Source organism: Gemmatimonadota bacterium (assembly GCA_009841265.1).
Lineage (GTDB): Bacteria > JAAXHH01 > JAAXHH01 > JAAXHH01 > JAAXHH01 > JAAXHH01.
This window is the reverse complement of sequence record VXMB01000009.1, coordinates 341,592-363,478: the sequence shown is the minus strand read 5'-3', so window position 1 is coordinate 363,478 and position 21,887 is coordinate 341,592. Positions and strand designations below refer to the sequence as shown.

17 protein-coding genes are annotated in these 21,887 nt (G+C 64.0%); 12 read left to right on the top strand and 5 right to left on the bottom strand.

Annotation, left to right across the window (positions count from 1 at the left end; genetic code table 11):
• Positions 1–3 precede the first annotated feature (3 nt).
• Together F4X08_06480 and F4X08_06475 are read left to right on the top strand one after the other, a co-directional pair.
• Positions 4–2,715 carry a peptidase M14 gene (locus F4X08_06480; GenBank protein ID MYD25440.1) on the top strand — a complete coding sequence of 904 codons (2,712 nt, stop codon included), beginning with the start codon at positions 4–6 and terminating at the stop codon, positions 2,713–2,715.
• Between the two features lie 63 nt (positions 2,716–2,778).
• Entirely contained in the window at positions 2,779–3,786 is a 1,008-nt protein-coding gene (locus F4X08_06475; protein MYD25439.1) for an Ldh family oxidoreductase, read from the top strand.
• Positions 3,787–3,826: 40 nt separating this feature from the next.
• Here F4X08_06475 and F4X08_06470 read toward each other — a convergent pair whose 3' ends face one another.
• From F4X08_06470 to F4X08_06460, 3 genes are all read right to left on the bottom strand, one after another.
• Positions 3,827–4,243 carry a DUF4440 domain-containing protein gene (locus F4X08_06470; GenBank protein ID MYD25438.1) on the bottom strand — a complete coding sequence of 139 codons (417 nt, stop codon included), beginning with the start codon at positions 4,241–4,243 and terminating at the stop codon, positions 3,827–3,829.
• A gap of 14 nt (positions 4,244–4,257) precedes the next feature.
• On the bottom strand, positions 4,258–4,785 hold the full coding sequence (locus tag F4X08_06465; protein MYD25437.1) for a hypothetical protein: 528 nt from the start codon (positions 4,783–4,785) through the stop codon (positions 4,258–4,260).
• Between the two features lie 220 nt (positions 4,786–5,005).
• On the bottom strand, positions 5,006–5,821 hold the full coding sequence (locus tag F4X08_06460; GenBank protein ID MYD25436.1) for a hypothetical protein: 816 nt from the start codon (positions 5,819–5,821) through the stop codon (positions 5,006–5,008).
• Positions 5,822–6,047: 226 nt separating this feature from the next.
• Here F4X08_06460 and F4X08_06455 point away from each other — a divergent pair, with 226 nt between their 5' ends.
• The gene (locus tag F4X08_06455) at positions 6,048–7,610 is read left to right on the top strand and encodes a DUF2088 domain-containing protein (GenBank protein MYD25435.1); all 1,563 of its coding nucleotides are present in this window, start codon (positions 6,048–6,050) and stop codon (positions 7,608–7,610) included.
• On the opposite strand, the gene F4X08_06450 is transcribed toward F4X08_06455, so the two are convergent.
• Together F4X08_06450 and F4X08_06445 are read right to left on the bottom strand one after the other, a co-directional pair.
• Positions 7,607–8,692, bottom strand: coding sequence for a Gfo/Idh/MocA family oxidoreductase (locus tag F4X08_06450; GenBank protein ID MYD25434.1), 1,086 nt, complete (start codon positions 8,690–8,692; stop codon positions 7,607–7,609). The genes F4X08_06455 and F4X08_06450 overlap by 4 nt on opposite strands.
• Positions 8,629–9,654, bottom strand: coding sequence for a zinc-binding dehydrogenase (locus F4X08_06445; protein MYD25433.1), 1,026 nt, complete (start codon positions 9,652–9,654; stop codon positions 8,629–8,631). Before F4X08_06445 ends, F4X08_06450 begins: the two co-directional genes overlap by 64 nt.
• Positions 9,655–9,801: 147 nt before the next feature.
• Between F4X08_06445 and F4X08_06440 the strand changes: the two genes are divergently transcribed.
• The 9 genes from F4X08_06440 to F4X08_06400 all read left to right on the top strand — a co-directional run bounded on the left by F4X08_06440 (position 9,802) and on the right by F4X08_06400 (position 21,884).
• Positions 9,802–11,049 (top strand): transglutaminase domain-containing protein, encoded by a 1,248-nt coding sequence (locus tag F4X08_06440; GenBank protein MYD25432.1) that lies wholly within the window; start codon positions 9,802–9,804, stop codon positions 11,047–11,049.
• A complete protein-coding gene (locus tag F4X08_06435) occupies positions 11,042–12,055 on the top strand; it encodes an NAD-dependent epimerase/dehydratase family protein (GenBank protein ID MYD25431.1) in 1,014 nt (337 codons plus the stop codon). The genes F4X08_06440 and F4X08_06435 overlap by 8 nt, the downstream gene beginning before the upstream one ends.
• Positions 12,056–12,084: 29 nt before the next feature.
• Positions 12,085–13,146 carry a dihydrodipicolinate synthase family protein gene (locus F4X08_06430; GenBank protein ID MYD25430.1) on the top strand — a complete coding sequence of 354 codons (1,062 nt, stop codon included), beginning with the start codon at positions 12,085–12,087 and terminating at the stop codon, positions 13,144–13,146.
• 37 nt (positions 13,147–13,183) lie between these two features.
• A complete protein-coding gene (locus F4X08_06425; protein MYD25429.1) occupies positions 13,184–14,299 on the top strand; it encodes a mandelate racemase/muconate lactonizing protein in 1,116 nt (371 codons plus the stop codon).
• Positions 14,300–14,340: 41 nt separating this feature from the next.
• Positions 14,341–15,399, top strand: coding sequence for a Gfo/Idh/MocA family oxidoreductase (locus F4X08_06420; protein ID MYD25428.1), 1,059 nt, complete (start codon positions 14,341–14,343; stop codon positions 15,397–15,399).
• A gap of 6 nt (positions 15,400–15,405) precedes the next feature.
• Positions 15,406–17,448 (top strand): hydantoinase/oxoprolinase family protein, encoded by a 2,043-nt coding sequence (locus tag F4X08_06415; protein MYD25427.1) that lies wholly within the window; start codon positions 15,406–15,408, stop codon positions 17,446–17,448.
• Complete coding sequence (locus F4X08_06410; protein ID MYD25426.1) at positions 17,397–19,136, top strand: hydantoinase B/oxoprolinase family protein; 1,740 nt, start codon at positions 17,397–17,399, stop codon at positions 19,134–19,136. The genes F4X08_06415 and F4X08_06410 overlap by 52 nt, the downstream gene beginning before the upstream one ends.
• 10 nt (positions 19,137–19,146) lie before the next feature.
• Complete coding sequence (locus F4X08_06405) at positions 19,147–20,634, top strand: NAD(P)-binding protein (protein ID MYD25425.1); 1,488 nt, start codon at positions 19,147–19,149, stop codon at positions 20,632–20,634.
• Positions 20,635–20,807: 173 nt separating this feature from the next.
• A complete protein-coding gene (locus F4X08_06400; protein MYD25424.1) occupies positions 20,808–21,884 on the top strand; it encodes a Rieske 2Fe-2S domain-containing protein in 1,077 nt (358 codons plus the stop codon).
• Positions 21,885–21,887 lie beyond the last annotated feature (3 nt).

The window sequence follows — 21,887 nt, the reverse complement described above, 5'->3', positions numbered from 1 at the left end:
TCGATGAATAGGCTCACCGTCCTGCCGCTTTTTTGCCTGGTTCTACTCGCCGGGATGATCCCCCGGGCAGCTGGAGCGCAGGACTTCGAATACTGGCCCGGTACCGAGTACGATCCCGCGGTGCCCACCGCGGAGGAGGTCCTGGGCTACCGGATCGGGGACCGGATCACGCCTCACGCGGGACTGATGAAGTACCTGGAGGCGATCGAGTCGGCCTTGCCCGGCCAGGTGCGCGTGCTAGAGTATGCCCGGTCCTGGGAAGGGCGGAAGCTGGTGTACGCTTTCGTGGGTTCGCCGGAACGGATCGGCGCGCTGGCGGAAGTCAGCGCGGGCATGAAACGGCTGGCCGACCCCAGAATAACGCCCCGCGCGAGCGCCGACAGCCTGATCGCTTCGCTGCCGGTGATTGTCAACCTGAGCTACGCCGTCCACGGCAACGAGATCTCCCCCGGGGATGCGGCGCTGTTCACGGCCTATCACCTGCTGGCGGCCCGCAACGACCCGGTCGTGGACCGAATCCTCGAAGAAACGATCGTGATGATCGACCCGGTACAAAATCCGGACGGACGGGACCGGTTCGTCCATAATTACGAGATCGCCGAAGGCCTGGAGCCGAACGCCAGTCCGCTGGCGGCCGAGCACAACGAACCGTGGCCCGGCGGACGGACCAACCACTACTACTTCGACCTGAACCGCGACTGGATTTCGCTGAACCATCCCGAGACCCTGGGCCGGGTGAAGGTCCTGCAGGACTACTACCCGCCCGTATTCGTCGACCTGCACGAAATGGGTTCCAATACCACCTACTACTTCGCGCCGGAGGCGATTCCCTACAACCCGCACCTGGCCCGGGACCAGCGCGAGAACCTCCAGCTCTTCGGCCGCAACAACGCGAAGTGGTTCGATCACTACGGGTTCTCCTACTTTACCCGGGAGATTTTCGACGCCTTCTATCCGGGTTACGGCGCCAGTTGGCCGTCCTATTACGGCAGCGTGGCCATGACCTATGAACAGGCATCGGCCCGGGGACTGGTCGTCAGGAGAAGCGACGCGTCGGTGATGCACTTCAGAGACACGGTAAGGCACCACTTCGTGGCGTCCATCGCCACCAGCGAGACGGCCGCGATCCACCGGGAGAAGCTCCTGGCGGACTTCTACGCCTACCGGCAGTCGGCGATCGAGGAAGGCCGCAGCGAGGACATCAGGGCCTACATCCTTCCGCGCAGGCTGGACGGCAATACCTCGGGGGTGGACAAGCTGGCCTGGCTCATGGACCGTCACGGCGTCGAGGTGCACCAGGCCGGATCGGACTTCCGGTCCGGCGGAGCGACCTATCCCGCGGGCAGTTACGTCATTTCCCTCGCCCAGCCGGCCAAGCGCTTGATACGCACGCTCCTGGACAAGCACGTACCCATGGATGACGACTTCATCGAGGAACAGGAGCGTCGCAGGAGCAAGGGCATTGGGGACCAGATCTACGACGTGACCGCGTGGTCGTTCCCGCTGATGTACAACGTGGACGCCGTGGCCGCGGGTCGGACGGTCGAAGGCGACCTCGCCCTGGTCGATCCTGACATGATCCCACCGGGTGTGATTCAGGGAGACCGGGCGGAAGTCGCCTACCTGGTGCCCTGGGGCACCCAGGCCGCCGGCCGCCTGCTGGCCGCGTCGCACCGGGCCGGGCTCCGGGTATTCAGCACCGACCTGGCCTTCGTGCAGGGAGACCGGCGCTATCCGTCCGGCACGTTGATCTTCAAGGTCAAGGACAACCCGGATCACCTGCACGAGACACTGTCGCGAATCGCCGCATCCTCGGGCGCGGAGGTCATCGCGACGGACACCGGCTGGGTCGATGAAGGACCCAACTTCGGCAGCAACAACGTGGTCTTCATGCGCAAGCCGCGCATCGCCCTCGCGTGGGACCGGCCCACCCGCGCGTACAACGCGGGCGCCACCCGTTTCGTCGTCGAACGCCAGATCGGATACCCGGTAACGGCCATCCGGACGCGCCAGCTCGCCACGGCCGACCTGAGAGACTTCGACGTGCTGCTGCTGCCGGACCCCGGATTCGGCGGCACCTACGGCACCGTGCTCGGTGATCGGGGAGCCCGTCGTATCAGGGAATGGGTGCGCGGTGGCGGCACGGTGGTCGGACTTGGGGCCGGCGCCACGGCTTACCTGGCGTCGGAATCAGCCGGCCTGCTATCGACGACCAGGGAAGACGAGGCCGAAGAAGACGGCGAAGACGGCGATGGCGATTCCGGTGACGGAAGCGCTTCCGGACGCATTTTCGAGACGGAAGACGAATACCTTCGGTCATTGAATCCCGATGATCCCGCACCGCCGTCCACGCAGGGCGTGCTCCTCAAGGCCGGGCTCGATCCGGACCACTGGCTGGCGGCCGGCAGGGACCGCACCGTGAACGCCCTGGTCAGCGGCAGCTCGATCTTCAAGCCGCTCAAGCTGGACGCAGGCAGTAACGTGGCGGTTTTCCTGGGTCCCGACGAAGTCCTCGCAAGCGGTTTCGCCTGGGAAGGAAGCACGCAACAGCTGGCCTACAAACCCCTGCTCATGGAAGAGCGGCACGGCCGCGGCCTGGCCATCGGATTCACGGCGGACCCGAACTTCAGGGCCTACATGGACGGCCTGAATATCCTTTTTATGAATGCGATCTTCCGCGGTCCGGCCCACGCGGGGGCGGCCGTGACGGAGTAGCATGGCAGTGACGGAGTAGCACGACAGGGACGACCACGGCTGCAACAGAAAGGCGATCGAAGCATGACCACCATTCCTATGCGCAATACCCCGCCGGTCCATGGCATCAGGGTACCGTACGAAACCCATGCGGCATTCACCGCGGAGCTTTTCGTTTCGGCCGGGATGGGTCGGGATGAAGCGGGACTGATGGGCAGGATTCTCGCCACGGCCGACAAGCGCTGCGTCTACAGTCACGGCACGCAGCAAGCGCTCGGTTACCTGCCGAAGCTCCGCGACGGCGACGTAAATCCGCGTCCCGAGGTGACGACGGTACGCGAATCGGAGACCGTACTGGTACTTGACGGGGACGGGGGCATGGGGTACGGCCCGTCCCACCGGGGCATGAAGACCGCCATCGAAAAGGCGCTGGCACATGGCCTAGGCGCGGCGGCCACGCGCAATCACTACCACTTCGGCGCGGCCGGAAACTACTCGCGCATGGCCCTCGAGCACGGGTGCGTGGGATGGGCGCTGTCCACCCACCGCGTCGCCCTCGACCCCGAAAACGTAATCATGTCCGCAAGCGGCGGCTCGCCCATGAGCCTGGCCTTCCCCACGCGGAACCAGCCCCCCCTGGTGCTCGACATGGCCGCGGTATTCATGGGATACAAGGACGAACTTTTCCAGGAACACTTTGCCCTCTTTGCCAAGAGCCTGGGTCTCGCGGTCGCCCTGCAGGCGCTCGGCGGCATCCTGGCCGGCATCTGGAAGCCCGAATTCCAACCGCCCCGTTCAAATTGGGAATCCAACCAGGGCGCCTTCCTGCTGGCCATGAAGGTCGATCATTTCATGGATCTGGACGAGTTCGAGCAGACCCTGGACGACTTCGTTTCGAAGGCGAGAAAAATGCGGCCCTTCCCGGGCATGCCCCACGCGGAACTTCCCGGTGGCATGGAGTGGCGGTGGGAAAGGGAGAACGAGGCGAAGGGCGTGCCGCTGAGCGACGAACACCGCGGGAAACTGGAAGACATCGCACGCGAATTCGCCGTAGAGCCGCCCTACGGGGAGTACGAATCCACGCGGTTCTGAATCGAAACGACGTTTTCCGGTGACGGATATTCAAGGAAAGTCAGGAAGGCCGCCGGTCGAACCAGGTTTCGTGCACGCGTAGCCACTCCAGGCCGTTCGGCTTCTCCTCACTGCGGCGGAAGACCGCGGTGCTGTGCCTCGAAGTCGTCTCCCCGCCCTCCGTCTGCCATTCCTCGTATTCCGCGACGACGAGCGCCCGGTCTTCCTCCAGCACCCGAACGTTTTCAATCCAGATCCGGATGCCCGGCCGCCCGCCGTGGGCGTCATAGAGGCCCTTCAGCAGCAGCGCGCGTTCCACTTTACTGCCCTGCGGCATGACGATGACAAAGGCCTCGCCGAGGGCCGTATCGATTCGGCCGAAGGCCTCCGCGGTCCTGGGGACGCGGCCGTTGAACCAGTCTTCGAAACACCGGTGCAACGTGTCGATTTCGTTTCTGCACGCTTCTTGAATCTGCATAGATGATCCCGGAATCACCGGCCTACCTTGAATCCGACCATGGCGTAGACCGCCGCCGTACTCACGCCTTTCTCCAGGTTGATGTACCTGCCCTCAATCCCCACGAAGGCGGGGCCGAGGGACGCCCCGATCAAAACACCCGGTTGCGCGTAGTAGGTATTCGTCGTTGTGGTGGTGGCCGTCCGGGTATCGTCGTCCCGGGTCACCGTCTGCTCCGAGTCCTGCGCCCTTCCCACGCCGATCATCGCGCGCACCAGAATGGGAGACGAGACCAGCGTCACGCCCGCGTCCACTCCGTACAACAGCAGGGATTTCTCGCCATCGTCCTCCGTTCTCGCCACATGATAGGTCGCCCTTGCCCCGACGTGAACGGTCCGGATACCTGTCGGCAGGTTGACGACCAGGCTGCCACCCCCGCCCCGCTCATATTCCTCGACGGCCTGACCGCCGTGAAAGGCGATTTCCGCACCCTGGCCATGGACGGAACCCGTAACCGCGGCAAAGACGACAACACACAGAATCAAGCCGATACTTCGAGACATCCTCAAGTCCGTTACTCCGGTGAAGGTTCCCCGCCGCCATGCCTGAGGACCCGCCGGGTTGTTGCGAATCAATCTGAACGAACGAGCCGAACAACGACCAGCAATATAACCCGGACTCGCCCAGCAAGTCCACCGGGATGTGACGGTCGGGTCGTATGCCGTGGCCGGCGCTCCGTCTGCCGTGACCGGGGACATGCATTCCGGATGGTCGGCCTATCGCTTAGAACTCGTATGCCGTCTCCAGCGACAGACCTTCTTCGATGGCCCGGCGCGACCGGGTTTCCTTCTCTTCTAGCTCGCCAATCTTCTGAACCACTTCCATCATCGCTTCAGCCGGAAAAGCCATTACGCCGTTCACGTCGGCGGCGACCACGTCGCCGGGCGAGATTTCGATCCCGCCGCAGGTCACGGGCACGTTGGAGGCCACCGGGCGTATGACCGAACCCGGTCCGTAAAGACAGGTGCCCGCCGCGTAGACGGGCAAACCGACTTCCTCCATCCCCTCGATGTCCCGGCAGCCGCCGTCGGTTACCAGCCCGGACAGGCCCTGCTGCATGCAGGAGAGCACGATCACGTCGCCGAACATGCTGAGGATTTCCGTGGTGCCGCTGGCTGTGACCCAGATCGACCCGGGCCCTGCCTCATCGACCGGCCGGAATACATGGGCCCGGATATCGTCCCGCGTCGTCGGTATGTCGCTTTCTTCGTATTTCGTCGTCACCGCCGGCCCGGCGATGGTGCCCCTGGCCTGGTACATCGGTCGCACGGCGCGGGACATGGCCAGGCGGGTGCGGTCGTAACCAATCCGGGTCAGCGCATCCATGATGAGGGGCGTGGGCGTATTCCTGAGGGTCAGATAGGGGTTATCGTCGCTGACCGGACCGCGGTTCTCCTGGCCAGCCTGGTCAGCCTGGGTGGTGTGGGCGTCCTGGGCGGCGTGGGCGCTGCGCATACCGGCGAGGCCACCCGCGGCCGCAGCGGCCATTCCGGTTTTCATGAATCCCCTTCGGGACAGGTTGCGGTCGAATATCGTCATTTTGTACTCCCGGGCGGTGAGGATGTGGGCCGAAAACCGGTACGGGTCACGGCCTATGCGTTCGAATCGAACGCGCGATTAATCGGTTGATACCACGAATATACGCGTCTATAATGAATGAACCCGACCTTAAACCGACCCGCTATCAGGCCGGGCGGAAGGCCGCAGGACTGTCCTTCCTGATCCCCTGCGGACTACAGAATATTCCCGAAACGCGGAGTGCGCGATGAAATACCTTACCTATTCCGGAAACAACATCATACACGCCGAACTGCCCGACGAGGGGTCGGTTTTCTTTCCGCCGCCGCCGCTGCCGGGCATTCCGAACAAGGACATTCCGGACCGGGTCAGGGCGGCATTCGAATCCCCCCTGGACATGCCGCCCCTCGAGGAACTCGTCGACGCGAACAGCCGGATCCTGATCGCTTTCGACGACAACTGCCAGCCCTTTCCGGCTACCGCGCCGCCCGACATCCGCCAGCTCGCCATCGAGACCCTGCTGGAAATGCTCTACCGTTACGGGGTAAAGCAGGAGAATATCGAGCTCATGTGCGCGGTCGCGCTGCATCGCAAGATGAAAACCCACGAAATGGCCGCCATGCTGGGCAAGCGGATCATGAAAGCCTTCCACCCCAGCCAGCTGGTCAATTTCGACGCCGAAGACCCGGACGACATCGTCGTGCTGGGCACCACCGACCACGACGAGCCGGTGGAGACCAGCCGCAAGGTCATCGAGAGCGACCTGGTGATCTACGTGGACTCCATCCAGATCCCCCTGAACGGCGGACACAAGTCCGTGGCCGTCGGACTGGGCACCTACAACAGCATCGCGCCGCACCACGCGCCGCAGATGACCGCGGAGAAACCCCATGTCATGCAGCCCGAGGGTTCCGACATGCACGGCTCCATCGAGCGCATCAGCCGCGTCATCCTGAAGCACACCCGCATCATGGTCCTCGAGGCGGCCATGAACAACGCGTCCTATCCCCCCATGATGCGCTACTTAAGCAAACCGGCGGAGCGATGCAACCTGTTCGAGAAGATCCTGAAGGCCACGACGCCCGCGTCCATGAGCATGCTTCCCGAATCGGTGCGCTTCCGGGTTTTCAAGGGCATCCAAAGCGCTTACCTGCCCGTTGAAATCAACGCGGGTTCCATAGACGCCGTGCACGAACCGACCCTGCAGACCCTGAAGGACCAGCTGCTGGTGACCACCGACCATCAGCACGATACGCTGGTCTTCGGCCTGCCCGACCTGAGTCCCTATTCCGTCGGTACGCGGATCAACCCGGTGCTGGTGTTGAGCGACGTGCTCGGTTACGTCTTCAACTGGTTCTACAACAAGCCCTTCGTCAAGCCGGGCGGCGTAGTCATCATCCTGAACCCGGTCTTCGAGTTCTTCCATCCCGAGTACCATGTCGCCTACGAGAAGTTCTGGAACGAGGTGCTACCCGAGACCCAGGACCCTTTCGAGATGCAGTCGGGGTTCCAGGAGCAGTTCGCCCGGGATCCCCACCTGGTCGACTGCTACCGGAACCGCTTCGGCCACCACGGATTCCACCCCTTCACGGTGTGGTACTGGGCGACCTATCCGTTGAAATACCTGTCCCGGGTGATCCTGGCCGGACCCAAGACCGATTTCGCGGCCAAAAGGCTGGGGGTCTCCTGGGCGCCCGACCTGGAACACGCCCTGGGACAGGCCCGTGAGGTCACCGGCGGAAACGACGTGGTGGCCCTGACCATCCCGCCCTTCATGTACATGCAGGTGAACGACGGTTCGGCCGGCTAGCCCAACGTGGCGCGCAATTTACCCACCAGGTCCGGCGACGGTGTAAAGGGCAGCGAAACGACCGTCCGGTTCAGCGCGCTTTCGTAAATCCCCAGTAAAACGCCGAAGTCGCTCAGCGCCGAGTCGATGTTCAGCGGGTGAAGGACCGAATCGTCTTCGAGCCAGTCGATCATGGCCTCGGTCATCGCCGCCTGGCCCAGGATGTCTTCCTCGGCATAGACGTGTTCCCCGCACTCATAGACATCGTCGATCCTGGACTCCCAGCCGTGCATGTTCCAGTGCACGAAGCCCCGGTCCCCGTACACGGCGATCCGCTTGTGGACGTTAGCGGAACCGCCCGGGATGACGCGGGGGGCGACGGCGCCGCAGCGCAGCAAAGCGCTCACGCCGTTGTCGTAGTCGATGATCCCGGTGCACGCGTCCGGCGCGTAGTGGTGTCTGGGGGTTTCAACCAGCCCGTCCGCGCCCGAGACCTGCCCGAAGACGGCGACCGGCGCCGCACCGGGATTGAAAGCGCTGATGGCCTGCAGCGCGTGCGTCCCCTGGTAGGCCGGGTTCATGCCCGCGCTGGCCTCGATGAAGCGCAGGTTCCCGATCGCGCCATCGCGCACCTGCTGTTGCAGCCGGCCGCGACGCGGATGGAAGTGCAACTGGTGGTTGACGGCGATCTTGACACGGGCTGTCCGTGCGAAAGCCTGGATCGCAAGAAAGTCCTCTCCCTGAATGGCCAGGGGCTTTTCGACCAGCACGGCCGGAACGCCCGCCGACTCGGCCGCTTCGAAGATCTCCAGGCGTGCCGAGGGCGGCGTGTTCACGTGGACCAGGTCAGGTTTCTCCCGTTCGAACATCTCGCGGTAGTCCGTGTACCTCGCGGACACGCCGAAGGCCGTTCCAAAGACGTCGAGCTTGTCCCGGCGGCGGGTCGAAACGGCGGCCAGCCGGCCCCGGGTTACGTGTCCATAAGCCTCGGCCAGCCCACGGGCCCGTCCGCCGCCGACGCCGATGATCGCGCATTTGATCATGCTGATTCCCAGGGTTGGATGACGACTTTCGCACATTCGCCCGATACCTGCGTTTCCCATGCACGCTGGATTTCATCTATGGGATACCGATGGGTGATGAAGCGGTCCAGTTTCTCCCGGCTTTTCGCGATGATGCCCATGATGTCGAGGGCGCCCTTCATGTTGTAATGCCAGGAGCCCTTGAGATCGATGCCCTTGCGTAACATGTCGGGACTCACGACCAGCCGTGTGTCCGCCCCGCTCTCGCCGACGAAGGCGAGGCTTCCCCTCCTGCGGAGCGCATTGATGCAGAGCCTATGGGCCGCCGGAGACCCCGAGCAGTCCACGGCCCGGTCCACGCCGATCCCGCCGGTCAAGTCGCATATCCGTTCCAGCGCGTCCTCGTTTCCTGGATCGATGACGTGCGCGGCGCCTAGTTCCATGGCCTTCGCCTTGCGGTAGGGATGGGATTCCACGGCGATGACCTCGGCGCCAATATGGGATGCGCCGATCACCCCTCCCAGACCCACCGGCCCCATGCCGGTGATCAACACGGTGTCGCCTCCCCGGACCTGAAGGCGGTCGAAGGCACCGTAGGTCGGCCCCAGTCCACAGCAGGCCATGGCCCCGTGCTCATAGGACATGCCATCGGGAATGGGCGTCAACAGCCAGTCCGGTTTGAGCATGTACTGCGCGACGGTCGCCCTGCCTTCGGCCGATCCGGTGAATGCCTCGAAGTCCACGTTGTTTTCGCAGTGGATGTAGTCCCCGGACCGGCACAGCGCGCAACTGCCGCAGGGATACCCGGGCATGACCACTACCCGGTCTCCTTCCTCGACCCGGCAGGGTTGCACAACCTCGACCACTTCGCCGGACGCTTCGTGGCCCAGGTAGTCTTCCTTGCGGCCCGCCGCGAATCCCTTGAATTCGTTGCAGAGCGGAGCCGCGTGAATCTTGATCAGTACCCAGTTTTCCCGTGGCTTCGGTACGTCGGCCTCCACGACGCCGCCCTGGTTGCGACCGAGTATCACTGCCCGCTTCATAGGGGGATTCCTGAAGGAAATTCCTGAGGCCACGATCTCTATTCGGGCTGAAGTAAGGCTTTGCGCCGGGTATGCTGATTACAAGCCGCAATATAACGTCCGTCCGATCTTGACGCAACATACCGCAGGCTGTTACTTGGATAGTCAATGAGCAGACTCTACCACAACGAATCCGGCCGTGTCATCCCTTCGCTGTGCGAGGAACTCACGCGGTTCCGGCGCGTCCGCGTCATCCTGAATCTGCCGGCCACCGGATCCGACGCAACCCTGTACCTGCTGGCCCGGCCCCACCGGGTCGGCGACAATCCACTGCACTGGTCCGTCAACGGGATCGGCCAGGAAACGATCCGGGCCGGGGAGGATCTCCACTACAGATGGTACGAACGTACCGTCAAGTCCGGCGACCTACGCGACGGGGACAACACGGTGGAGCTGTGGGCCGATGACGCCGCGATGACGGGATGGTCGCTCGCGCTGGAGGCGGGCGCCGCCCCGTCGAACAGCGCGCTGACCGACGACGGCGGCACAACCTGGCGTTCGCACCGTATGGGCTACCTGAATGCAATTAGTGGAAACTACTGCGTGCGCGTGCGGCTGGAGGAAGGCCGGGACGACCCGCCGCCGGACATGGTCTGGGAATCCGCAGGCCACCCCAGAGCGCTGTCGATGCGTGAACGGATTCCCCGCCGTATCGCGAACGGCAGCGAACTACTGACCCGGGTGCGGGCGCTTTCCGCGTGGATTTCGACAAGCTGGGAGCATTCGGGATCCCGCCGCGGGACGGCATACGCGCCGTGGGACGCGGAGACCATACTCGCATGGGGCGAAAACCGGCAAGGCCATAACGGCGAAAGTTCCATCACCATGTGCGTCCACTATGCGGTGACCTTCGCCAGTGCCTGTCAGGCGCTGGGCATCCCTGCGCGCTGCTCGGCGCTGATGGGAACGCCGAATAGCTATGAAGGCCATTTCGTGGCCGAAGTCTGGTTCGACGATTACCGGAAATGGGTGATGGTGGACCCGAACATCGACGCGATCCTGTTTCGGGGCGGAGTGCCTCTCTCCATTCCCGAGATCCAGGGGCTGGACGACGGACTGGGCCCCTATATCGAATGGGGCAGCGGATCGAAATACCAGCGGACGTTCTCCCACATGCGGAATTTTATCAGAAACAGCCTGCTCCGGGGTGTATGCTTCCGCCACCGAAGCATCTGGCCGCGGACCGATTTTTTCTCCCATCCCGAACTGACGCCGCCGGGACATGGTTCCGTGTCCTACTGCGAGACCGACCTGGTCTGGTCGGAACCGGACCGGGAGTCGGGTTTCGGCATGTTCAAGTACTTCGCGCCAGCCGCTTACTTTACGGCGCCACCCGGCGGAGCGGCCTATGCCTGATCTGATCACGAGCGAGGAGATGCTGATCGACCGGATGACGGCCCCTTCGACGGCCGTCGTCGAAGCCGTATCGGAACTGGAAGGCGACGTGGTGATCCTGGGCGCCGGCGGGAAGATGGGGCCGACCCTGGCGGAACTCCTCGTACGGGCCGGCGCGAAGCGCGTGATCGGCGTCTCCCGGTTCAGCGACGCAAGGGTAGGTGCTTACTTGGAAAAAGCCGGCGTCGAAATCGTTCGGGCGGACCTGCTCGACGAAAAGGACCTGGCCCGTTTGCCGGATGCGCCGAATGTCCTCTTTCTCGCGGGATTCAAGTTCGGCGCCACGGGCAACACGCCGATGACCTGGGCGATGAACGCCTGGCTGCCGGGCCGGATCATGCGCAGGTACGCCGGATCCCGCGTCATCTACGTGAGTTCGGGCAACGTGTACGCCTATACCCCGGTCGCGGAGGGCGGCGCGGACGAGGACGGTGAAATCGGACCGGTGGGTGAATACGCCCAGTCGCGTCTGGGCGGGGAACGCATCGCGGAACACCTGTGCCAGGAACAGGGAACGCCCCTGCTGATCGCCCGGCTGTTCTACGCCACGGAGCTGCGGTACGGCATCATCCACGACCTCGGCAGAAAGATCCACGACGGCGTGCCGATCGACCTGGACATGGGCCATGTGAACCAGATCTGGCAGGGAGATGCCAACCGGTACCTGGCCCGTCTGTTCCCCCTGTGCAGCAGTCCCGCCACGATCCTGAACCTGACGGGGCCGGACGTCCTCTCCGTCCGGTCGATGTCCGAAGTGCTCGGACGCCGGATGGGAATAGAACCGGATTTTACAGGCCGTGAAAGCGATACGGCGCTGCTTGGCAACGCCCGCAGGCTGTTTGACCGGCTGGGTGAGCCGGAGGTCCCGCCGGAAAGGATCGCGGACTGGGTCGCCCATTGGATCCGCATCGGTGGCCGAAGCCTGGACAAACCGACCGGGTATGAGTCGCGCAGCGGGCGTTTCTGACCGAAGGATACCAACGCTGGAGAGTAACAATGCAGGAAGCAATGCCCCCATCGGTCCAATCGGCCATGCGGCGAGGCGTGGTCATCCCGGCCCATCCGCTGGCCGTAACGGCGGACCGGCAACTGGATGAACGGCGCCAGCGGGCCCTCACGCGTTACTACATCGCGGCCGGGGCCGGTGGACTCGCCGTAGGCGTCCACACGACCCAGTTCGAGATCCGGGACCCCGCCCACGGTCTCTACGAACCGGTACTCGGCCTGGCCGCGGAGGTCTTGGACCAGGAGGCGGCGGCGGATTTCATCCGGATCGCGGGTATCTGCGGACAGACAACCCAGGCGACCGGCGAGGCGGAAGCGGCGCGGTCGCTCGGATACCATGCCGGCCTGCTCAGCCTGACCGCCATGGGCGGCGCCTCGGAGGATGAACTCATCGCGCACTGCCGCGCCGTGGCCAGCGTCATCCCCGTCATGGGATTCTACCTGCAGCCCGCGGTCGGCGGCCTGGTGCTTCCCTACCGTTTCTGGCGGCGGTTCGTCGAACTGGAAGGGGTGGTGGCCATCAAGATCGCGGCGTTCAACCGGTACCACACGCTCGACGTGCTGCGGGCCCTTGCGGAGTCCGGAAGGCAGGAGGAAATCACGCTTTACACCGGTAACGACGACAACATCGTGATGGACCTCCTTACCGAACACACGTTCCGGTGCGGAGACGCGCGGCGGTCCGTACGGTTCAAGGGCGGGCTGTTGGGACACTGGGCCGTCTGGACCCGGGGCGCAGTCGCGTTGCTGCGGGAATGCCATGACGCCTCCGCGTCCGGCGAAGCCGTACCCCAACACCTGCTGACCCGCGCGATCGAGGTCACGGACTGCAACGCCGCTTTCTTCGATCCGGCCCACGGTTTTGCCGGGTGCATTCCCGGGATTCACGAGGTACTGCGCAGACAGGGCCTGCTCGAGGGCACCTGGTGCCTCAATCCCGATGAGACGCTGTCGCCCGGCCAGTACGAGGAAATCAGCCGGGTATACGAAGCCTATCCTCATCTCAACGACGACCACTTCGTCGCCGAACACCGGGACGACTGGCTCCGGTAAGCGCAGCGGAGGAGATCAACCGAAAACGGAGCGGAGCATGAAGATCACCCGCATCGAAGCCCTTCCCATCGAAGTGCCCCTCAAGCAGGGCATGACCACGAAAACCGCCCATGGCGAACACATCGTCTCTCCCTATGTCATCCTCCGGGTCCACACGGACGAGGGGCTGACCGGACTGGGAGAGGCCACGGTCGCGCCGCGCTGGAGCGGGGAAACGTCCGCATCGTGCGCCGCAGCGGTCCGGGACCTGGTGGCTCCCGCGCTCAAGGGCGAGGACCCGGCGGACGTGAACCGGCTATGCGGGGTCATGGACGAGGTCATCAAGCTGAACCCCTTTACGAAGGCGGCCGTGGAGATGGCGTTGTGGGACCTGGCGGGGAAGCGCGCGGGTGTACCGCTCTACCAGCTGCTGGGCGGCAGGATCCGGCAGGAGATTCCCATGAAGATGGTGGTCGGAGCCTTCGATGTGCCGACTTCCGTTGCGCTGGCGGAGAAGTTCCTGCAGTGGGGCGTGCAATGTCTCAAGGTCAAGGTCGGACTGAACCCCGGCGAGGACCTCGAACGCGTCCGCGCAATCCGCACCCTGGCCGGTCCCGGCATCCGGATGAGCATCGATGCGAACTGCGGGTGGCCGCCAGCGGTGGCCCGCCGCATGCTTCGTCTCCTGGAGCCGTTGGACATCCTGTTCGCCGAGCAGCCCTCGGCGCCGCAGTTCGACGATGAAGCGGCCCTGATCCGCACGGGAACGACTATTCCCATCATGGCCGACGAGAGCGTATTCACCGTACACGACGCCATGCAGACGGTACTCAGGCGGTCCGCGGACATCATCAGCGTCTATCCGGGGAAGAACGGTGGCATAGGCCAGACGCTGGGCATCTCGCACGTGGCCCGGGCGGCGGGACTGCGTTGTCACATGGGCAGCAATCTCGAACTGGGGATCGGCACGGCGGCCATGCTCCACGTGGCGGCCAGCGTGGAGGCCATAGACAGCGAAACCTATCCCGGAGATCTGCTGGGACCGTTGTACCACGAAGGCGATATGATCGAGTCGCCGCTGGAACTCGGGCCGGTCACCGCGAAGGTACCCGACGGCCCCGGACTCGGCGTCACCCTGGATGAAGCACAGGTCGCGCGCTGGAAGGACGCTTAGCACCTTCCCTGGAGTTTTACCAACCTTAAGAAAGGACAGCCATGGCTGACGAACGGACCTACAAGGCCTGCGTGGTGGGCTTGAGCGGCATAGGGGCGGGAAGTCCCCCGGCCGACGGCGACCACGGGATGGGCCACGAAATGCCCAACCGCCACGTGCCGGCCTATGCCCTCCTGCCGTTTACCGAGGTGGTCGGTGTCTGCGACCTGAAAGAAGACCTCCTTCAGGACACACTAAGGGATTGGTCGGGTACTTTCCCGGGCCTGCGGGGATTCACGGACTACCGGGAGATGCTGGAAGCCTGCAAACCCGATATCCTGAGTGTGGTGACTTCGGACCACCGCCACGCGGACATCGTCGTGGACGGGGTCGCTGCAGGCGTACGGGGGATCTACTGCGAAAAACCGATCGCGACCACCCTTGCCGATGCCGACCGTATGATCGCCGCGGTGGAAAGCCGGAACGTGCCCATGAACATCAACCACACCCGTCGCTGGAGTCCGGTGTACCGGGAAGTCAAGCAGCTCCTCGACGAAGGCGCGATCGGCACGTTGCAACGCATCGTCCTCAACTTCGGCGGTCCCCGGGCTATTCTGTTCCGTAACGGCACGCACATGATCGACATGACCTGTTTCCTCTCGGGATCGGAACCCGCGTGGGTATTCGCCGAACTCGACGAAGGCTACGAGGACTACTGGCCCTACCGGGGCGACGGCGGCAGGAACGCGGACCTGGAACCGGGCTGCTCCGGTTTCATCCATTTCAAGAATGGCGTGCGGGCTTTTTACAACGGTTCCAAGGGCAGGGAATGCCGGGGAGGATACCAGCTCGACGGCACCGACGGATGGATGTTCGTCCACGAGGACTACTACGAACTCGATACGGGAAACGGCGTCCAGATCGTCACCCCCAAGGGGCCGACCCATTACTACTCCGCAGCGGCCATCCGGGATCTCGTCCACGTCATGGAAAACGGCGGCGAGACGGTCTCCCCGCCGCGCGCGGCCCGGAGTACACTGGAGATCATCCTGGGGTTTCTCGCGTCGCAGAAGCACGGCAACGTGCGCATCGACTTCCCGCTGGACGAAAACACCGTCTGACCCGCCATGAGCGTTCGCATCGCCATAGACACGGGCGGCACGTTTACCGATCTCGTCCTGTCCGACCCCGACACGGGCCGTCTGGTCTTCCACAAGGTGCCGAGTACGCCGTCCGATCCGAGCCGGGCGCTGGTGGAGGGCGTCAGCGAACTCGTCGCTCAGGCCGGATACGCACGTGGGGATATTCGGTTCCTGATCCACGGCACTACGGTGGCCACCAACACCATCCTGCAGCGAAAGGGCGCGCGCACCGCCTTCATTACGACCGAAGGGTTCCGGGACGTACTCCACATTCAGCGCCAGGACCGGCCCCACCTGTACAACATGCGTGTTCGCCGGACGCCGGCTCTTGTACCACGCTCCCTGCGGTATGAGCTTCCGGAACGAACGTTGCACGACGGATCGGAAGCCTTGCCCGTCGACCGGGATCGGCTGAACGAACTGATCGAAGCGCTCAGGAAGGTAGGCATCGAAGCGGTCGGCGTGGGGTTGCTGCACAGCCACATCGATCCCGGCCACGAGCAGGCAGTCGGCGATGCACTGCGGCAGGCTCTGCCGGACGCCACGGTTTGTCTTTCCTCAGATATGAGCCGCGAAGAGGGCGAATACGAACGGTTCAGCACCTGCGCCATGAACGCTTACGTGCAGCCGGTCATGACGAACTACCTTGACCGGGTGAACGACACCCTGTCGGACGCCGCCGTCGAGGCGCCGCTCTTTGTCATGAAATCCAACGGTGGAGTCACCTCGGCCCGGGACGCCGCGGATCAATGCGTGCATACGATCCTGTCCGGACCGGCCGGCGGCGTGGTGGCCGGGGACGAGATCGGACGGCGGCTCGACCGGCCCAATGTGATAACGGCCGACATGGGTGGTACGAGTTTCGACGTGGCCATGATTCACGAAGGCGCCATCGCCTTCGCGAAGAATGCGGAAATCGACGGTCTGGCCCTGAAAGCGCCCATGATGGACATCCACACGATCGGCGCGGGGGGCGGGAGCATCGCGTGGATCGATTCGGGCGGCGCCCTGCGGGTGGGCCCGCAGTCCGCGGGGGCCGTGCCGGGTCCCGCCTGCTACCAGGCCGGTGGTACCGAACCCACGGTGACGGACGCGAACCTGGTCCTGGGCCGGCTCTCAACGGACAGCCTGCTGGGCGGCGCCATCACCCTGGACCCGGCGGCCGCGCGGAGTGTAATCGAGGAGAAGATCGCCGCCCATTTAGGGTGCACGGTCGAGGAGGCCGCCGAAGGGATCATCAGGGTAATCAACGCCTCCATGACGGCGGCCATCCGCAAGCTCACCGTGGAGCGCGGGTATGATCCGCGCCTGTTTACCCTGGTACCCTTCGGCGGCGCGGGACCGCTTCACGGCGTCGAGCTCGCCCGGGAACTGGGGATCCGCGACGTGGTCATACCGCTAGCTCCCGGGGTCGCCTCTGCCGAGGGCCTGGTATTTTCGAACCTGCGGACGGACCGGATCCAGACCCACGTGGAACTGCTGGATCGACTCGGCGCTGCGGAATTTGAAGAGATGCTGGACAACCTGACCGCGCAGGCGATTGAGGATCTGGCCATCTCTTCGGAGGGTAGCGATCCCGTCATCAACCGGCGCGCAGGCCTGCGATACGCCGGACAGGGCTACGACATCCCCATCGACCTGCCCGAGGGCGCCGTCGACCTGGCCTCGCTCGAATCGGCCTTCCATCTCGAGCACGAGCGTCAATACGGATTCGCGCGGCGCGACCAGCGCGTTCAACTCGTCAACGTGTGGGTTTCCGCGGAATTGCCCATTTCGGATGACCGGCGGAAGCCTGCGGAACGGAGCGTATCCGACCGGGCCGGCCCCCTCGCTGCTCGCCCGGTCTACTTCTCAGGAGACTGGGTGGACACGCCGATCTTTCGCAGGACCGGCCTGTGCACCGGGCAGTGGATCGACGGTCCTGCCATAATCGAACAACTCGATTCCACGACGCTGATCGGACCCGGGCAAAATGCATGCGTCGACGAATGGGAACAGATCACCATATTCGGACTGGACTCGGCATGAAGACCGACCCCATCACCCTGGAACTGATGCGCAACCGGTGGACCGGCATCGCGGAAGAGATGTGCGCCGCCCTGATCCGCACCAGCTACTCCACCAATATCAAGGACCGGCGCGACTGCTCCGCGGCCATCGTGCAACCCTCCGGGGAGATCCTGGCCCAGGCGGAATCGGGCGTCCCCCTGCACCTCGGCGTGATGCCCGGCGTGGTCCGGTCTATCCTGGAAGCCTATCCCGTGTCGGCCATGCAGCCCGGCGACGTCTACATCACGAACCTGCCCTATCCCGAGGGACCGGGTCATCTGCCGGATGTTTCCCTGGTATCCGCCATTTTCCACGAGCATCGCCCGGTCGCGCTGGCGGCATCCACCGCCCATCATGTGGACATGGGCGGATTTGCGCCCGGCAGCATGCCCTTCGGGGTGACCGAGATCTACCAGGAGGGCCTGCAGATCCCGCCCCTGCCCATTTTCAAGGAGGGACGGCTAGACGAAGAGATCTACCGGCTGATCAACCAGAACGTGCGGACGCAGTACGAAGTGCGCGGGGACCTCATGGCGCAGTTCGCCTGCGCCCAGATCGGCCAGCAGCGGGTGAGCGAACTCATTTCGCGGGAATCTCCCGATGAAGTCGTTCGCTACATGGACGAGATCCAGGACTACGCCGAACGGCGGATGCGCGCGGGCATCCGGTCGCTGCCCGACGGCGAGTACACTTTCGAAGACTACCTGGACGACGACGGCGTCACCGATGCGCCGGTGAAGATCGCGGTCACCCTGACCATATCCGGGCACGAACTGCGCGCGGATTTCTCGGGGTGCAGCAACCAGGTCCTGGGCCCGCTGAACGCGCGCCTGCCGGCGGCCGCTTCCTGCATCAGCTACGTGTGCAAGGCGGTGATCGATCCGGACCTGCCGGCCTGCGCAGGGGCGTACCGGCCACTGGACATCTACGCGCCCGAGGGCTCCATTCTCCAGGCCACCTACCCCGCTGCCATCGGCAATGCAAACATCCTGACGGACCAGCGGGTCGTGGATGTGCTCATGGGCGCGCTGTACCAGGCCGCGCCCGATCGGGTGTGCGCGGCCTGCAGCGGGGAGATGAATCTGGTCAACATCGGCGGGATCGATCCGGGTACGGGGGATTACTACAACTACGTGGAAACCTACGCGGGCGGGCAGGGCGCCATGTCCGACCTCGACGGCGAGGACGGCGTGCACACCCACCTAACCAACACCCGGAACGCGCCGGTCGAGATCATGGAACGTACCTATCCGCTCCGGGTCGAGCGGTACGGACTGATCCCGGACACCGAGGGGCCGGGACGCCAGCGCGGCGGCTGCGGGATGATGCGGGAACTGAAGTGCCTGGGAGAACGCACCATCATCACCCTGGGTTCCGACCGCCGCAAGTTCACGCCCTGGGGACTCGAAGGCGGTGGGAACGCCACGGGGGCCCACTGTTACGTGATCGACACCGAAGGGCGCGAAAAGGAGATCCCGACCAAGACCCATACCGAACTGTACCGGAACGAGATCCTGCGGATCGAAACGCCCGGTGGCGGAGGTTGGGGCGACCCGACCGAGCGGGACGGGAAGAAGGTGGAAGAGGACGTCCAGAACGGACTCGTAAGCCCGGAAAGGGCGGGCGAGCACTACCGCTTCGCGAAGGATCGGAAACCGGCAGACTGACGGGTTCGGGATGGGACCCTATCGTCCGGTTTCAGATCGTCCGGTTTCAGATCGTCCGGTTTCAGATCGTCCGGTTCCAGGTGCAGCTAATGAAGAGGATGCGAGGATCATGGCAGCCGGCCAGAATGGTACAAAACCGAAGAGAATCGCCATAATCGGCGGCGGAGTATCCGGGCTCGGGGCCGCATGGGCGCTGCATCGCCACCCGGACCGGTTTGACTTCCGGCTGTACGAGGCCCGGGACCAGGTCGGCGGGAATGCGATTACGGCCGACATGCCGCAGGATGACGGCGGCACCATACCCTTCGACATATCCGTCACCGCGCTCATACCATCGGTATACCACCACATCCTGTTGTTGATGCGGCAGTTCGGCATCGAACTGCTCGACACCCGGTTCAACTACAGCGTGAAATACCACGGCCGGGTATACGCCCACGACTTCGACTCCGACATCCGGCGACAGCTTCAGCCCGAGATCGCCCGGTTTCAACGGGTCCTGAAGCGTCTGCACCGGTTCGGCCGGCTGACCCGCTCCCGATCAAGGCTGATGAACGCCCTCAACCCATTCAATTACATCACGATGCGGACGGTGCTCAACCTGGGCGGATTTTCCGGAGACTTCAGATACAAGATCCTGAAGCCCATGTTCGTCAATTTCCTGATGGCCACGAACGTGTTCGACATGCCGGCGGCCCTCTTCGCACGGTACCTGGAGTTCTTCGACATCGAACGCGCGACGCCCATGCAGACGTGGGACCAGGGCACGCGACGGATCTATGAAAACCTGACAGCCGGATTCCGGGACCGAATATACCTAAACCGGCCGGTGCGTAAAGTGCACCGCCGGTCAGACTGTGTCGTGGTCGAGGACGCCGACGGCGTGGAGGAGACGTTCGACGAGGTGGTCTTCGCGTGCAATGCGAACCAGGCCCTGATGCTGCTCGACCGGCCCACGTTCCTGGAACGCTACCTGCTGTCGTCGATACGCTACGAGAGCGAACTCCACAACCACACGGTCGTGCACTCGGACGCCTCCGTCCTGCCGGAGAACGAAGTGAGACCGTTGGAAACACGGAGCAATCATATCGAACAGTACGGTGCCAGGCCGGACAACTATGAAATCACCTACATCATGCACAACCAGCAACCGTGGGCCAACCGTTCCGATAGGCCCTGTCTGGTGACCTACAACCCGGTCAGTCCGATCGATGCGCAGAAAATCGTCAAGAAGTGCTGGTTCCAGCATATCGTCCACGACGTGCGCCACGTCGCCTGGCTCATCCACCTGTTTCGCTTCATCCAGGGCAGGCGGCGGACCTGGCACTGCGGCGCCCACACCCTGGTGAACAGCCAGGAGACCTGCTTCGTGACCGGACTCGCCGCCGCCCGGCAGATCGGGGCGGACTATCCCTTTGACGACCCCGAGGCCAGGCGGATGTACAACTACTACGGTCGGATTCTGTACGGCGGTCGGTTCAGGAAGGCGAAGGGCTGACACGGCCCCGTTTCGACCGGCTTCCAAAGCCCTTCCGGCGCTCGCAGGGCCACGGGTAGCCGGTCCTGATTTCGCCTGATCCAGTCCACGTGCCGGCGGCTCGATCCAAATCCTGCTTGTCGCGTTAACGCCTTGTAGTTATAATACTTACGTGGCACACTGGAGGATAGGCCTTGTATACAACCGATACGTTCCCAACGCCGGCGGCCGACGCGGATACCGGGCTTTCCGCCAGCCAAACCAGGGAAGGGCTTCATCCGTTCCCGGAAGGCTGGTACCTGGTCACGACCCGCGAAACGCTGCGGCGGGAAAAACTGATCGAGAAGCAGTGGATGGGCGAGGATATCGTCGCGTGGTGCGACGAGGAAGGCCGGGTCTGCGTGGCCGAAGCCGTGTGTCCGCACCTGGGTTCCGACCTGGGACCGAAGGTCGGCGGCAAGATATGCGACGGCCGCCTGGTCTGCCCGTTCCACGGGTTCGAGTTCGATACGACCGGGCAGTGCGTCGCGACGCCTAACGCCCCGGCGCCGAAAGCCGCCCGGCTGGCCGTGTACGAGACCCGGGAGATCCTCGGCCTGGTCTTCGCCTGGTACGGACTCGGCGGGCGGTCCGCGCACTGGTTCCTGCCGGACGACCCACCGACCGGCAGCGAGTGGGGCGACCTCGGTCTCCGGACCCTCCGGTTTCGCAGCCATCCCCAGGAAACCGCGGAGAACTCCGTGGACATCGGCCACCTGCGTTACGTGCATGGCTACGACAACGTGAACCCGGTCGGATCAGTCACGGTGGAAGGCGCCTACCTGAAGAGTTGTTTTGACTTCAAGCGTGTCCGCAGGGTTCTGGGTGTCAAGGACCTTGTCTACGAGGTCTCGGCCGTCACGCACATCCACGGACTCGGCTACTCTTTCGTTGAAATCCATGAGAAGACCATCGACATGCACGCCAGGCTCTGGGTCCTGCCGACCCCGGTCGACGGCAAGTACATCGACCTCGTGCTGGTTAGCCAGCTGCGGGAGATCCGGAAGCCCCGCCGGTTCGTCTCCGGTCTTGGATTCCTGCCGTCGAAACTGCGGCGGCGGCTGATGAACCAGATCCTCCTGGCGCAGCAGAAACGGGATGTGCTGCAGGACGTGGTGATCTGGGAACGGAAACAGTTTCGCACGCCGCCCCGGTTGTGCAAGGCCGACGGCCCCATCGGCCTGTACCGGCGCTATTGCCGGCAATTTTATCCGGATCGGCCGTCAGCCTGATCG

What these genes read in the sequence shown, in the direction of transcription:
- F4X08_06405 (MYD25425.1), top strand. Translation starts at nt 19,147, where the DNA reads ATGGGACCCTATCGTCCGGTTTCAGATCGTCCGGTTTCAGATCGTCCG.
- F4X08_06475 (MYD25439.1), top strand. Translation starts at nt 2,779, where the DNA reads ATGACCACCATTCCTATGCGCAATACCCCGCCGGTCCATGGCATCAGG.
- F4X08_06435 (MYD25431.1), top strand. Translation starts at nt 11,042, where the DNA reads ATGCCTGATCTGATCACGAGCGAGGAGATGCTGATCGACCGGATGACG.
- F4X08_06460 (MYD25436.1), bottom strand. Translation starts at nt 5,821, where the DNA reads ATGACGATATTCGACCGCAACCTGTCCCGAAGGGGATTCATGAAAACC.
- F4X08_06480 (MYD25440.1), top strand. Translation starts at nt 4, where the DNA reads ATGAATAGGCTCACCGTCCTGCCGCTTTTTTGCCTGGTTCTACTCGCC.
- F4X08_06420 (MYD25428.1), top strand. Translation starts at nt 14,341, where the DNA reads ATGGCTGACGAACGGACCTACAAGGCCTGCGTGGTGGGCTTGAGCGGC.
- F4X08_06440 (MYD25432.1), top strand. Translation starts at nt 9,802, where the DNA reads ATGAGCAGACTCTACCACAACGAATCCGGCCGTGTCATCCCTTCGCTG.
- F4X08_06465 (MYD25437.1), bottom strand. Translation starts at nt 4,785, where the DNA reads ATGTCTCGAAGTATCGGCTTGATTCTGTGTGTTGTCGTCTTTGCCGCG.
- F4X08_06470 (MYD25438.1), bottom strand. Translation starts at nt 4,243, where the DNA reads ATGCAGATTCAAGAAGCGTGCAGAAACGAAATCGACACGTTGCACCGG.
- F4X08_06450 (MYD25434.1), bottom strand. Translation starts at nt 8,692, where the DNA reads ATGGGAAACGCAGGTATCGGGCGAATGTGCGAAAGTCGTCATCCAACC.
- F4X08_06425 (MYD25429.1), top strand. Translation starts at nt 13,184, where the DNA reads ATGAAGATCACCCGCATCGAAGCCCTTCCCATCGAAGTGCCCCTCAAG.
- F4X08_06445 (MYD25433.1), bottom strand. Translation starts at nt 9,654, where the DNA reads ATGAAGCGGGCAGTGATACTCGGTCGCAACCAGGGCGGCGTCGTGGAG.
- F4X08_06455 (MYD25435.1), top strand. Translation starts at nt 6,048, where the DNA reads ATGAAATACCTTACCTATTCCGGAAACAACATCATACACGCCGAACTG.
- F4X08_06415 (MYD25427.1), top strand. Translation starts at nt 15,406, where the DNA reads ATGAGCGTTCGCATCGCCATAGACACGGGCGGCACGTTTACCGATCTC.
- F4X08_06430 (MYD25430.1), top strand. Translation starts at nt 12,085, where the DNA reads ATGCAGGAAGCAATGCCCCCATCGGTCCAATCGGCCATGCGGCGAGGC.
- F4X08_06410 (MYD25426.1), top strand. Translation starts at nt 17,397, where the DNA reads ATGCGTCGACGAATGGGAACAGATCACCATATTCGGACTGGACTCGGC.